The 13,470-nt window shown below is 71.8% G+C and carries 12 protein-coding genes; 11 read left to right on the top strand and 1 reads right to left on the bottom strand.

The window, feature by feature from the left end; all coding sequences use genetic code 11:
* Positions 1 to 345 precede the first annotated feature (345 nt).
* From VF092_01150 to VF092_01110, 9 genes are all read left to right on the top strand, one after another.
* Positions 346 to 900: a hypothetical protein gene (locus VF092_01150; GenBank protein ID HEX6745891.1), complete on the top strand. Its 555-nt coding sequence runs from the start codon at positions 346 to 348 to the stop codon at positions 898 to 900.
* A gap of 120 nt (positions 901 to 1,020) precedes the next feature.
* Positions 1,021 to 2,157: an FAD-binding oxidoreductase gene (locus VF092_01145; protein HEX6745890.1), complete on the top strand. Its 1,137-nt coding sequence runs from the start codon at positions 1,021 to 1,023 to the stop codon at positions 2,155 to 2,157.
* 640 nt (positions 2,158 to 2,797) lie between these two features.
* Positions 2,798 to 3,289 (top strand): plastocyanin/azurin family copper-binding protein, encoded by a 492-nt coding sequence (locus VF092_01140; GenBank protein ID HEX6745889.1) that lies wholly within the window; start codon positions 2,798 to 2,800, stop codon positions 3,287 to 3,289.
* A 339-nt stretch (positions 3,290 to 3,628) separates the two neighbouring features.
* Positions 3,629 to 5,599, top strand: coding sequence for a Sec-dependent nitrous-oxide reductase (nosZ, locus tag VF092_01135; protein HEX6745888.1), 1,971 nt, complete (start codon positions 3,629 to 3,631; stop codon positions 5,597 to 5,599).
* 111 nt (positions 5,600 to 5,710) lie between these two features.
* A complete protein-coding gene (locus VF092_01130) occupies positions 5,711 to 6,853 on the top strand; it encodes a hypothetical protein (protein ID HEX6745887.1) in 1,143 nt (380 codons plus the stop codon).
* The gene (gene nosD / locus VF092_01125; GenBank protein HEX6745886.1) at positions 6,850 to 8,241 is read left to right on the top strand and encodes a nitrous oxide reductase family maturation protein NosD; all 1,392 of its coding nucleotides are present in this window, start codon (positions 6,850 to 6,852) and stop codon (positions 8,239 to 8,241) included. The genes VF092_01130 and nosD overlap by 4 nt, the downstream gene beginning before the upstream one ends.
* A gap of 318 nt (positions 8,242 to 8,559) precedes the next feature.
* Positions 8,560 to 9,471: an ABC transporter ATP-binding protein gene (locus VF092_01120; protein HEX6745885.1), complete on the top strand. Its 912-nt coding sequence runs from the start codon at positions 8,560 to 8,562 to the stop codon at positions 9,469 to 9,471.
* Between the two features lie 8 nt (positions 9,472 to 9,479).
* Positions 9,480 to 9,926, top strand: coding sequence for a nitrous oxide reductase accessory protein NosL (locus tag VF092_01115; GenBank protein ID HEX6745884.1), 447 nt, complete (start codon positions 9,480 to 9,482; stop codon positions 9,924 to 9,926).
* Entirely contained in the window at positions 9,910 to 10,743 is an 834-nt protein-coding gene (locus VF092_01110; protein ID HEX6745883.1) for an ABC transporter permease subunit, read from the top strand. The genes VF092_01115 and VF092_01110 overlap by 17 nt, the downstream gene beginning before the upstream one ends.
* Before the next feature lie 317 nt (positions 10,744 to 11,060).
* Here the strand turns inward: VF092_01110 and VF092_01105 are convergent, their stop codons facing one another.
* A complete protein-coding gene (locus VF092_01105) occupies positions 11,061 to 11,255 on the bottom strand; it encodes a hypothetical protein (GenBank protein ID HEX6745882.1) in 195 nt (64 codons plus the stop codon).
* A 158-nt stretch (positions 11,256 to 11,413) separates the two neighbouring features.
* Between VF092_01105 and VF092_01100 the strand changes: the two genes are divergently transcribed.
* Both VF092_01100 and VF092_01095 read left to right on the top strand, forming a co-directional pair.
* Positions 11,414 to 12,094 (top strand): DUF6766 family protein, encoded by a 681-nt coding sequence (locus tag VF092_01100; protein HEX6745881.1) that lies wholly within the window; start codon positions 11,414 to 11,416, stop codon positions 12,092 to 12,094.
* Between the two features lie 195 nt (positions 12,095 to 12,289).
* Positions 12,290 to 13,354, top strand: coding sequence for a glycosyltransferase family 4 protein (locus VF092_01095; protein HEX6745880.1), 1,065 nt, complete (start codon positions 12,290 to 12,292; stop codon positions 13,352 to 13,354).
* Positions 13,355 to 13,470 lie beyond the last annotated feature (116 nt).

Genomic DNA, 13,470 nt, shown 5'->3' with positions numbered 1-13,470 from the left:
AGTGCTGCGTGCTGAATGCGTGAGGGGCGACGCAGAGATCTGTCATTCCGAGCGCCGCCGCTCGACGGATCTCTCGTCCGCATCATCATTTGTGCGGCGGCCGAGGAATCTATGGCCGGCATTCGAGCGATAGCCCGGGCTTTCGCGCGGACGCTGGCCAGAGATTCCTCGGCCGCCGCCAAACATTGGTGCCGCATCGAGTTCGGTGCGGCGGCACCGCGCGGAATGACATCTCCAGGCGTCTTACCGTCCCCAGCCATTGCTCGCGGGCGGTTTCCGCCTGAGTTTTCGGGAAGATGGTGGTTCCGCGGACGGACATCCTCATCCACGGAGGCGGCCGTGTCGGTGGAGAAGCCACGCGTCGAGGCGCCCCACATCGCGCCCGCGGGCGGAGTCCAGCCCAAGGACGCATCGATGGACGTGTACAGGGAGATCTGCGCCAGCATCCGCGCGACCGACGATGTCAGCCTCAAGCTGCTGGCCATCGTGCCGCTGGTGGCGGGGTTCCTCTCCGGCGCGCTGGCGCTCTGGGCGGGAAAGGACGCTGCCGCGGGAAGCGCCAAGCCCGCGCTGAACCTGGCGGTGCTGGCGCTCGCGCTGGCCGGCGCCGGCATCACGCTGGGGCTGATGAACTGGGAGATGCGCAACATACAGAAGTGCAACTGGCTCATCGCCCGCGCCGCCGACCACGAGCGGCGCCTGCTGGGGATCACGCCGACGGAGGACCCGCGCCTGGGGATTCACTGGGACGGCTGGGAGGGCCCGCAGCCGCCGCTCGTCTCCGTCTTCCGCCGCCCGTGGGGCAAGACCCAGGCGGAGAAGCTGATCTACGGCACCGCGGTCGCCGTCTGGCTCGTCCCCGCCGCGCTCGCGATCGCCCGGCTACTGGGCGCGAGCTGAGGCCCGTCGCGCACTCCGACGCATCGCCCAAGCCGACGCCAGTAGTCCCCGCAGGGGGACTTCGCGTGGTTGTTGCAGCGAATTCATTCGCCCTTTCTCCCCCCGCGAACCCCTGATTCCGTGATCACCGAGACCTACATCGCCCCGCCAAACACGCCTGTCTGGGACGCCGGCGGCTGGACGGGCTTGCCGCGCCTGGAGGGCGACGTCTCGGCCGACTTGTGCGTGATCGGGCTCGGGGGCTCGGGGCTGGCGGCCGTCGGAGAGCTGCTGCGGCTGGGCGCAAGCGTCGTCGGGGTCGACGCGGGCACCGTCGCGGGCGGAGCGGCGGGGCGCAACGGCGGCTTCCTGCTGGCGGGATCGTACCACTTCTACCACGACGCCGTCGCGGCGTACGGGCGGGCGCGCGCGCTGGCCATCTACCGCGCCACGCTGGCGGAGATGGACCGCATCGCCGCGGAGACGCCCGAAGCGGTGCGGCGCGTCGGCTCGCTGCGCATCGCCGCGTCGAACGACGAGGTGGAGGACTGCCGCGCACAGCTCGCCGCGATGCGGGCGGATGGGCTGGCGGCGGAGTGGCACGAGGGCGCGGAGGGCACCGGCCTCCTCATCCCCACCGACGGCGCGTACGATCCCCTGCTCCGCTGCCGCACCCTCGCGCGGAGGCTGGCGGACGCGGGCGCGCGGCTTTTCGAGCACTCGCCCGCCGCCGAGCCCCACGCGGGGGAGGTGCGGACGCCGGTGGGACGCGTGCGCTGCGGGCGCGTGATCGTGGCGGTGGACGGCGGGCTGGAGCGGCTGGTGCCGGCGCTCGCCGGTCGCGTGCGCACCGCGCGGCTGCAGATGGTGGCCACGGCGCCGCTGTCGGAGATCCGCTATCCGCGCCCCGTCTACATGCGCTACGGCTACGAATGGTGGCAGCAGCTCCCCGACGGCCGCATCGCCCTGGGCGGCTTCCGCGACCGCGCGGGCGATTCGGAGTGGACGCACGACGCCGCGCCCGGCGACGCGGTGCAGTGGATGATCGAGGGCTTTCTCCGCGGCACGCTGGGGATCGACGCGCCGATCACGCACCGCTGGGCCGCGTCCGTCGGCTACACCGAGGACGGGCTGCCGGTGCTGGCGGAGGTCGAGCCCGGCGTGTGGGTGTGCGGCGGCTACAGCGGCACCGGCAACGTCATCGGCGCGCTCTGCGGCCGTGCCGCCGCCCAGCTGGCGGTCACCGGCACCTCGGAGCTAGCCTCCTCGTTTATCTAATCTCCTTTTATGGAGGTGAACGATGCGCACGAAGATTCCGAGCCCAGCCTCAGCCGATCCCTACAGTCCTTTCGCCCAAGCACGCAAGTCGGGCTCGTTGGGGGGTGACATTGCGCACGGTCTGGCGCGTAGGAGAATCGTGGATCTTGTCGCAGACTCGAAGAGCAGTGTGGAAGAGATGCTCGCTGCCGGAGCGGAGCCCACTCCATGTCGCCGCCGGCTCGATTGAGCGAGACAGCGGCGACATCCCGCCATTGGAACACCCGACGCGTCAGATTTCGCTCGCGTTCTCCGGGTGAACCCGCCCGACCTTCTGCTCGCCGAGCTCGGAGCGGCTGGACTGCATCGACACTCCCCCCACGCTGGGGTGGGGGGCATCGTCTGAGAATATGCAGCCTAGCCACAAATGGACAAAGTCGAGCTCAGGATGACGTCGGAGCGGATCGTCGTGTATCCCACAAAATCCGGCATTCGAGCGCTCGCGCGGACCATCCTCCTTACGGGCGGACGACTACGCGTGGGGAGCGTCCCCACGCGAATTCCGGGGAACACCGGGCGGACCGTGGTCGGTTGGGACCCCACATTCGCCACCGATGACGGACGTGCGCCACGAATCTCCCATCTCCACGAGGATACACGGATGCAGCCCAGGAACCTGATGGCCCTCGCCGCGCTCGGCGCCACCCTGCTGGCCGCGTGCGGCGGCGAAAAGGGCGGCGACGCCGGCGCGCCCGCCGACACCGCGCAGCCCGCCGCGGCCCCGGCCGCCGCGCCCGCCCCCGCCACCGGCTCCGGCCCCACCGCGCTGGGCGAGCAGGAAGAGGCGAACGGCACCGTGATCGAGGTGAAGATGATCACCGACGACACGGGAAACCGCTTCGAGCCGAACGTGATCAACGCGAAGGAAGGCGACGTGCTGCGCTTCACCCTGGCCACGGGCGTGCACAACGTGGACTTCCTGGCCGCGAAGAACCCCGGCGTGAACGGCCTCCCCGCGCCCAGCGAGATGCTGCAGCTCCCCGGGCAGACCAAGGAGTACGTCGTGGGATTGAAGGCGGGCTCGTACTACTTCCAGTGCGACCCCCACGCCGCGCTGGGGATGACCGGCACGCTGAACGTCACCGCCGATTGAGCCGGATCGCCTGAGCCCGCCGGTTGGATCGGGCCGGTGAAGATGCAGTGATCCCGCCGTTTCGAGGTTTTCGGACGACGGCCCCGGCAGCGCAACGCAGCCGGGGCCGTCGTGTGTCCTCCCGTGGGGCGACGCCGGATTCGCCGAACCTTACGGCGTGGGGAAGATCCCCATGCGCGAGGGGGACGACGCCGGGGAGAATCTTCCTCACCATCCCCTGCCAGCGGCGGACTCTCCCCGCCCGTCGGTGCGGCCAGATTGAGCGGCAGTCCGGCGGGTCCCATGGCTTCCCATCTTTCTCCACCCGCCGCTTCCCACCTCCCGACGGGAGATCTTCCGATGAAACGCACCGCACTCGCGTGCGCCGCGCTGGCCGCCGCCGTCATGGCCGGCTGCGACCGCAAGCCACAGGCGCCCGGCACCCAGCCCATGGCCACGGGCGACGTGCAGAGCGCCGCCCTGGCCACCTACGTGAAGCCGGGCGACCAGGACGAGTACTACCTGTTCTACTCCGGCGGCCACAGCGGCCAGGTGTTCGTGGCCGGCGTGCCCAGCATGCGGCACATCGCCACCATCCCGGTGTTCGCGCCGTACCCGGGCACCGGCTACGGCTTCGACGAGGACACGCGCGCCATGCTGGGCGGCTACACCTGGGGCGACGTGCACCATCCCGCCGCCAGCAAGACCAACGGCGACTACGACGGGCGCTGGCTGTTCGTGAACGACAACGCCAACAACCGCATCGCCCGCATCGACCTGCGCGACCTGAAGACGCACCAGATCCTGGGCCCCATCCCCAACACCATGGGGAACCACGGGAGCTCGATGGTCACCGACAACACCGAGTACGCGCTGGTGGCCACCCGCTTCTCCGTTCCCCTCGGCAGCCAGTACGAGCCGCTGGAGAACTACGCGACCCGGTACCACGGCGCCATCTCCGGCATCAAGGTCGATCCGAAGACGGGGACGATGTCGCTCGGCTGGCAGATCATGACGCCGCCCTTCAACTGGGACCTGGGCGCGACCGGGAAGGGCCCCTCGAACGACTTCGCCTTCTGGACCAGCTACAACACCGAGCGGGCGACCGGGAAGCTCGAGGTGACGACGGCGCAGCGCGACCGCGACTACGTGGCCGTGGTCAACTGGCGCGCGGCCGAGCGGGCGCAGCAGGCGGGGCAGACGCAGACGGTCGGCGGCGTGCCGATCATCGACCCCGCGAAGACGCCGGGGGTGATGTACCTCCTCCCCTGCGGCAAGAACCCGCACGGCGTGGACGTCGATCCCAGCGGCCAGTACGTGATCTGCTCGGGCAAGCTGGCGCCCACGGCGAACGTCTTCTCCTTCGCGAAGATCCAGGAGGCGATCCAGAAGCGCGACTTCACCGGGAGCGAGGACGGCATCCCCGTTCTCAACTACGATCACACCATCCTGATGGAAGTGCCCGTCGGGCTGGGGCCGCTGCACACGCAGTTCGACGGCAAGGGCTACGCGTACACCTCGCTGTACGTCGAGTCGGCCGTGGCCAAGTGGAAGCTGCCGCCGTACGCGGCGGGAACGGACCCGCGCACGATCGTGGTCGACAAGATCCCCGTGCAGTTCAACATCGGGCACCTGGTCACCGCGCACGGCGACACGCGGCATCCGCGCGGCGACTTCCTGGTGGCGATGAACAAGATGTCGCGCGGGCGGCACCTGGACGTGGGCCCGTCGATCCCTGAGAGCTCGCAGCTGATCGACATCCGCGGCAACCGGATGCGGATGCTGTACGAGAGCTACACCGAGCCGGAGCCGCACTTCGCGCAGCTGGTGCACCGCAGCGTGTTCACCCCCATCGAGTTCTATCCGCGCGCCGAGAGCCGCGACCGCAACGCGGTCTGGCAGCCGCGCGACACGAAGGTGGTGCGCGACGCGGCGCATCACCGGGTGGAGGCGTGGGTCTACGCGATCCGCACCTACTTCGAGCCGGGGCGCATCCAGGTGCAGCAGGGCGACACGGTCACCATCCACCTGACCAACGCCGAGCAGGAGCGCGACGAGATCCACGGGTTCGGGCTCACGCAGCACAACCTGAACGTGATCATGGACCCGGGCGATTCGAAGACGGTGAAGTTCGTGGCCAGCCGCGCCGGCGTGTACCCGTACTACTGCACCAACTTCTGCTCCGCGCTCCACCAGGAGATGCAGGGCTACCTCGAGGTGGTGCCGCCGGGCCGCGCGCTGACGATGTACCGCAACAACACCGGCCTGATGGTGTGGCAGCGGCGTGACGCGCCGCAGGTGGCGATGGCCGGCGGGCACGGGGGCCACTGAGAAAAGAAGTCCTGAGTCCTGAGTCCTAAGTCCTAAGTGAGGGCGGCCGGACTCGCGACCTGCGGTTCACTTAGGACTTAGGACTTGGGACTTAGGACCTTCTTTCCCGAGATGAAGAAGATGAGCGAATCGACGAAATCCGCCGCCTTCCCCCGGCGCGCGGGGCGGGCGACGGCGAAGGCGGGCGAGACGGCGCCGTGGGCGGTGCGGCCGCTGCTGCTGGCGGCGGCGGTGCTCACCGCGGCGGCCATCCGCCTGCCGCTGTGGGGGATGACGCTGGTCAGCACGCAGTATCCCGACGGGCTGCGGATGATCGTGTACCCCACGCGCATCCGCGGCGACGTGACCGAGATCAACATGCTGAACCACTACATCGGGATGCACCAGATCACCGACGCGTTCTTCGCCGAGCTGAAGATCCTCCCGCTCCTCCTCGGCGTGATCGCGGCGACCTGCGTGCTGGCCGCGATCGTCCGCCGCGCGTGGACGGCCGCGGTGCCGCTGGCGCTGATGGCGGCCACGGCGCTCTACGGGATGTGGGCGATGCAGCACCGGCTCTGGCAGTTCGGCCACGAGCTCGACCGGCACGCCGCCATCCAGGTGCCGCCCTTCGACCCGCCGATGTTCGGCCAGAACCAGCTCGCCCAGTTCGCCACCTGGTCGTACTTCTCGTGGGGCACCTTCCTCCCCGTGATCGCGGGGGGGATGGTGGCGGTGGCGCTCTGGCTGGAGCTGCGCGCGGGACGGAAGACGAAGGAGATGCGCGTCGCCCGCGCCGTTCCCGCGGCGGCGATGGCGATGCTGGCGGCGATCGTCACCGTCTCCGGCGGGTGCGCGCGCGAGCGGACGGAGGCGCCGTCGCTCCCCGTGCTGCGGCCGGGCGCGGTGACGGCGGCGGACCAGGAGATCGGCCGCATCACCCGCGACTGGAGCGACGCGGCCTGGGAGCAGTGCGGCCCCTCGCTCCGCGACGCGCTGGGCGCCCGCGACCTGGTCCGCGGCGCGATGAACGTGGAGATCCGCGACGAGGACGAGCAGGTGGTGGCCCTCCGCGCCGAGGCTCGCGCGTGGATCGAGCGCGGCGACGCGAAGCTCGGCTTCGTCCGCCCGCAGCTGGAGTCCGGCATCTGCGACGGCGAGCTGAACGTCGCCCTCGACGAGGTGCGCGAGACGTACGCGAAGGCGGGGACGGCGGCGATGCAGGCGCTGCGGCTGGCGCAGGGCTTCCGCGACGGGGAGCGCGCCGCGCGATGATCCTGGCCGCCGCCGCCTTCGCCGCGCTCCTCCAGGCGCCCCCGCCGCGCACGCTGCGCGTGGGCCCGGGCGCGCCCTTCGCCACGCCCGCGGCCGCGCTGGCCGCCGCGCGCCCCGGCGACACGGTGCGGGTGGCGCGCGGGACGTATCGCGGCGCGCTGGTCATCTCCATCCCCCGTCTCGTGCTGTTGGGGGATGAAGGTGCGGTGATCGACGGCGGGCGGCGCGGGACGGCGGTGGCGGTGCGCGGCGCGGACGGCGTGGCGATCGAGGGCTTCGTCATCCGCAACTCGGGCCGGTCGCTGGATACGGACGACGCGGCGATCAAGCTCTTCCACAGCCGCCGCGCACGCATCCTCCGCAACCGCATCGAGGAGTCGCTGCACGGCGTCTATCTCCAGGAAGCAGATTCGGCGGCGGTCGAGCGCAACGTGATCGCCGGCGACACGGCGCTGGCCGAGCCGCGGCGGGGGAACGGGGTGCACCTGTTCAACTCGCACGGCACGCGCGTGATGGGCAACGAGATCCGGTGGACGCGCGACGGGATCTACTTCGCAGGGGCCAACGGGAACGTGATCGCTGGCAACGAGGTCGCCCGCGTGCGCTACGGCGTGCACTACATGTACAGCGACGACAACGTGTTCGAGGACAACCGCTTCACCGCGAACGCGGCGGGCGCGGCCATCATGTCGTCCAAGCGCATCGCCTTCCGCGGCAACCTGTTCGCGCGTCATGTCGGCTACCGCGCCTACGGCATCCTGCTGCAGAGCGGCGAGTACGTCGTGGCCGAGCGCAACCGGATCGAGGGGAACCTGACGGGCATCTTCCTCGACGCGTCGCTGCACTGCGAGTTCCGCGGCAACGCCATCGTGGGCAACGGCGTGGGGATCGACCTGACGGCCAGCAGCGAGGGCAACCTCTTCGCCGGCAACGCCATCGCCGGCAATCGTACGGACGTGGTGAACCTGCTGGGCGCGGGCGAGAACCGCTGGTCGGAGAACGGCCGCGGCAACTGGTGGGGGCGCGGCAAGGCGTTCGACCTGGACGGCGACGGCGTGGGCGACCGCCCCTTCCGCGCCGGCGATGCGTTCGCGTCGCTGGCGGCCAGCCGCGGCGTGCTGGAGATCTGGGTGGGGACACCGGCCGCGCGTGCGCTGAGCTGGGCGGAGGAGGCGTTCCCGGTGTTCGGCGTGGCGCACGTGGAGGACCCGCACCCGCTGGTCCGCCCGCCCGCCGGCGTCCTCGCCGCGCCGGAGGATGCGGCGGCGCCGCGCCGTGGGCTGCGCGCGTCGGTGCTGCTGCCGCTGGCGGGGCTGAAGCTGGCGTTCGCGGGGGTGATCGGGTGGCGGCGGCGGATCCCGGCGCGGCGCACTCCCCGGCTCGCCTAGGCTCGCCACCCCTCCCGTACCGGGAGGGGTAGCCGGACGGGATCCGCTCGGGAGGGAGCGATCCTACCCGCCCGGCGCGGAGGCCCTCTCCCCCCGCCCCCCTCCCCCAAAACAGCCTGGGGGAGGGGGAGAACAAAACGTGGAGCCGAACTTCGGTCACACAGTAAGCCAGGTTTTGACAGGGGGATGCAGGACGCGGGGATGCTGGGGAGGCCCCCCTCTCCCGGTACGGGAGAGGGCGAGCGCTCTAAGGCGCGGGGAGAGGGCGGACGGATGCCGGCACAAGGGACCGAGATCGACCACACGATCGAGAAGACCATGATTCGCTACACCGGCTTCACCAAGCGCTTCGGCAAGGTGGCCGCCGTCTCCGGGCTGGACCTGGAGGTGCGCGAGGGCGAGGCGCTGGCGCTGATCGGGCCCAACGGCTCGGGGAAGACGACCACGCTCAAGGCCGCGCTCGGGCTCATCCGCCCCACCGCCGGCTCCGTCACCGTCGACGGCCTCGACGCCGTGGCGGCCGGGCGGCAGGCGCGCGCGCGGCTCGGCTATCTCCCGCAGCGCCTCTCCTTTCCCGAAGGGTGCGCCGCGCGCGAGGTGATGCGCTTCTACGCGCGTCTCCGCGGCGCGGACGCCCGCGAGGTGGACGCGCTGCTCGACCGCGTGGACCTGCTGGCCGCGGCCGACCGCACGGCGGAGGAGTTCTCGGGGGGGATGAAGCAGCGGCTGGGGATCGCCGTCGCGCTCCTCGGCACCCCCGGCGCGCTGGTGCTGGACGAGCCGACGGCCGCGCTCGATCCGACGGGATCGCTCAGCGTCCGCGACCTCGTCGCCCGCATCCGCGCGGAGGGAACGACGGTGCTGCTGTCGTCGCACGACCTGGCGGAGGTCTCCGCGCTGGCCAGCCGCCTCGCCGTGTTCGTCGCCGGGAAGCTGGTGGCGCTGGGCACGCCCGGCGAGCTGGTGCGCGAGCTGGGGCTGCACGCGCGCATCCAGGTGGGGATCGCCGACTGGCTGCCGGACCCGCGCGAGGCCGCCGAGCGCGCCGGCGCCCGCCAGGTGGAGTGGGTCGGCACCACGCTCCGCTGCGAGGTCCTCCCCGGCCGCGAGGCCGCCGTGGTCGAGGCGCTGCGGCAGGCGGGCACCCAGCTCACCGAGATCACCGTGCGCACGCCGGACCTGGAAGACATCTACCGCGCGGTCACCCTTTCCGGCCGCCGCGCGGCGTGAGGATCGCCATGAGACCGACCCTGCTCCGCATCTCCATCTCCCTGGCCCTGGCCGCGTGCGCTACCGCGGACGCCGCCCCGCGCCCGCGCGAGATCGCCTACGGCGTGGACGCCTGCGAGCAGTGCCACATGAGCGTCGACGACCCCGGCCTGGCCGCCGAGTGGCTGGAGCCCGGCGGCGCCGCGCACAAGTTCGACCAGCCCGGGTGCCTCGTCGCCTGGCTGGCGAAGCATCCCGTCGACGGCACCGGCTTCGTGCGCGACTACGGCGGCGGCTGGGTGCGCGCCGACAGCGCCACGTACGTGATCGGCGGGCGGCGGACGGACATGGGCTTCAGCGTCACCGCCTTCCGCGCGCGCTCCGCCGCGGACGCCCGCGCGGCGGAGATCCACGGCCGCACGCTCGACTGGACGACGTTGAAGAAGGAAGGAGTGCCCGATGCCCACGCGCATTGACGCCGTCCGCACCATCGCCGCGCACGAGCTGCGGGGCGCGCTGCGAGGGAAGATGGTGCCCGCGTTCGGCGGCCTCTTCGCCATCCTCGCGGTGGGGATCAGCCTCGCCGGGCTGGGCGCCAGCGGTCAGGCGCTGGTGCAGGGATTCACCCGCACCGCCGTCTCCCTGCTGACGCTCTCGCTCTACCTCCTCCCGCTGCTCGGCCTGGTCCTCGGCGCCGCCGCGTTCGGGGGCGAGGACGGCGCGGCGGAGCTGCTCCTGGCGCAGCCCATCTCCCGCGGCGAGGCGCTGCTGGGGCGCGCGGCGGGGCTCTTCGCGGCGCTGGCGATGGTGTCGCTGGCCGGCTTCGGCACCGCCGGCGCGCTCGTGGCCGCGCAGGCGGGGACGGAGGGGCTGGGCGGCTACGTGCTGGTGGCGATCGGATCGACGCTGGTCGGCTTCGCGGGGCTCGCGCTGGGTGTGCTGATCGGGGTGACGACGCGGCGCCGCGCCTCGGCGGTGGGATGGGCACTGGCGGCGTGGTTCGGCGCCGCGGTGCTGTACGACCTGGCCTGCATCGCCGTGCTGCAGGTGATGGGGACGGGCGAGCCGGGGCCGTACCTCGTCGCCCTCCTCGCGCTGAACCCGATGGACGGCATCCGCGCGCTCGGGCTGGTGCAGCTCGGCGCCGACGTCCTCCTCGGCCCGACGGGCGCCGCGCTGCAGAAGCTGCTCGGCGCCACGGCCGGCGCGCTGGTCGTGCTCGCCGGCGTGGCCGCATGGACCGCCGGCCCGCTCGCGCTCGCCGGCCGCGTCTACCGCCGCCGCGACTTCTGATTCGAGATCCGGGATCCTGGTCAGACTCCGGCTCGAGAGGGTGCGGCTGAACCTTCGGGACGCGCTCATTGGATGTCATCCTGAGGGCGCGGTGCACCGCCGCGGCGTCCGCGGATAACTCTGCGCGCCCGAAGGATCTTGCATGGCCGGCTGGATGTCCGCCCGAACGAGCAGGCCTGTCCGGGCGCCGATTAGATCCTTCGGTCGGCGCCAACGTTCGGTGCGGACGCGAATCCAGCGCGGCGCCTCCCTCAGGATGACACCGGAGGTGATCCGGGATCTCGGTTCGGCAAATCCCGGTTTCGGTTTGATCCGTCCTACACCTTCTCTGCCGGGTCGGTGACGGCCGCGTCCGCCTGCAACGCCCGGAGATTCTGCTCGATCCGCTCGAGCATCGCGGCGTAGACCGGGTCGGTCTGCTCCGCCATCAGGTCCATCAGCGCCGCCGCGGCCTGCTCGTGCGCGCTGACCGCCTTCTGCAGCGAGATCTGCTTGTTCTCCTGTGGTTCCATCTCCCTCTCTCCTGATCCGGCGGACAAGACGCTGCTGCATCGCCATCGCTACGTGCACGTCGTGCGCCGGGGCGTTCGACGCGAACGCTGGCATGGAACGCGCATTCTGGACAGCCGATCCGTGCAGGTCGAGCTCACCAGCGAGGGGGATTGGCGACGTGGGGAAGTGGATCAGGAGCCACAGCCTTGGGCTCGCGGCGATCCTGCTGTTCGCGGGCTCGTTCGTGGGCCAGGTGCTCACCGGGCGCGCCGAGTACAACGAGGACCAGGAGGCGCACGGCCAGCCGCCCGTGTCGCTCGTCGGGTATTTCGGCACCGGGCACTTCGGCGAGGCGACGCTGGAGAACTGGGAGTCCGAGTTCCTGCAGATGGCGGTGTTCATCTTCCTGACCGCGTTCCTGGTGCAGCGCGGCTCCGCGGAGAGCCGCAAGCCGGAAGACGAGCCGGGCGCGGGCGAGGAGCCGATCGACGAGGACCCGCGCAAGCACCGCGGTGACCCGAAGGCACCGTGGCCGGTGCGGCGCGGGGGCATCGCGCTGGCGCTCTATCGCAACTCGCTCAGCATCGCGCTGTTCCTGCTCTTCCTGGCCTCGTTCGCGGGCCACGCCGTCACCGGGGCCGCCGAGTACAGCGAGGAGCAGGGCGCCCACGGCCAGCCGGCGGTGAGCGCGCTGGCCTTCGTGGCCACGCCGCGCTTCTGGTTCGAGAGCTTCCAGAACTGGCAGAGCGAGTTCCTGTCGGTGTTCGCGCTGACGGTCCTGTCCATCTGGCTGCGGCAGCAGGGCTCGCCCGAGAGCAAGCCCGTCCACGCCCCGCACGAGCAGACCGGCGAGGAGTAGATTAGATGGGGCCGCGTGGGTCTCCCCTCCCCTGCGCAGCGGGGAAGGGGCCGGGGGAGGAGGCCATCCGCGGCCGCGCGAATGCCGGTCGAAGTGGCACGATCGCCATCCCCCTCTCGCGTGGACGGTGCCGGGCGGCGGGGTTAGTTTGTCGCGCGTGAACCGACCCGCCCGCCGCCCGCCCCGCGCCGCCCGATGCGCATCGTCCTGAGCAACGCCTCGGCGCGGTGGGGCGGCGTGACGAAGGTGACGGAGGTGCTGGCGCGGGGGCTCCAGGCGCGCGGCCACGACGTCGTCGTCTTCGGCCGCCCGAAGTCGCTGCTGGAGGAGCGGATGCGCGCCGTCGTCCCGTTCGAGCCGGTGCTGCGGGGGATCGACCTGCACCCGCCCTCGCTCTGGCGCGCGGCCCGCGCGCTGCGCCGCCATCGCGCCGACGTGGTGGTCGCGCTGATGAAGAAGGACGTGCGCCTGACCGCGCCCGTCGCGCGCGCGCTCGGCATCCCCGTGGTGATCCGGCACGCGAACGACCAGCCGCTTCCGCGCGGCCTGCGCGGCCGGGTGCTGTACGCGGGGGCGATGCACGTCACCAACGCCGAGGCCACGCGGCGCACCATCCTGGCCTCAGCACCGTGGCTGCCGCCCGAGCGGGTGCGCGTGATCCACAACGGCATCGACCCGGCGCCGTTCGAGGGCGCGGCGCCGATCCCGCTCGACCTGCCGGAGGGCGCCGTCCGCTTCGGCTACGTGGGGAGCTTCGAGCCGCGGAAGGGATTGCGCGTGCTGGCCGAGGCGTGGCGGCGCGTGGCGGAGGCGGCGCCGGACGCGCACCTGCTGATGGCGGGGACGGGGTCCGAGGAAGCGGCTCTGCGGGAGATGCTGGACGACGCGCCGCGCGTGCACTGGCTCGGCTACCGCAAGGACGTGCCGAACGTGATGGCGGCGCTGGACGTGCTGGTGCTGCCGTCGTTCGTGGAGGGCGCGCCGAACGTGGTGCAGGAGGCGATGGCGACGGGGGTCGCGGTGGTCGCCACCGCCGTGTCCGGCACCCCCGAGCTCGCGCGCGACGGCGTGGAGGCGCGCCTCGTCCCCGCGCGCGACGCGGACGCGCTGGCCGCCGCGATGACGGAGGTCGCGCTGGATGCGGACCTGCGCCGCCGTTTGGCCGCCGCCGGCCACGCCCGCGTCCGCGAGGAGTTCACCCTCGAGCGCATGCTCGACCGCTACGAGGCCCTCCTCGCCGAAGTCGCGCGGCGGGGCTGAGTCGCAGTTCTCCCCTCCCCTGCGCAGCGGGGGAGGGGCCGGGGGAGTGGGCCGTCCGCGGCCGCGCCAATCTCCGCCACATTCGCATTGATCGTCGGCCCCGGCTCGATCGACAT

Origin of the sequence: Longimicrobium sp., from assembly GCA_036377595.1 — a bacterium.
In the GTDB taxonomy this organism is placed as follows: domain Bacteria; phylum Gemmatimonadota; class Gemmatimonadetes; order Longimicrobiales; family Longimicrobiaceae; genus Longimicrobium.
The sequence above is the reverse complement of the archived record's forward strand: the minus strand, read 5'-3'. Positions and strand labels throughout refer to the sequence as shown.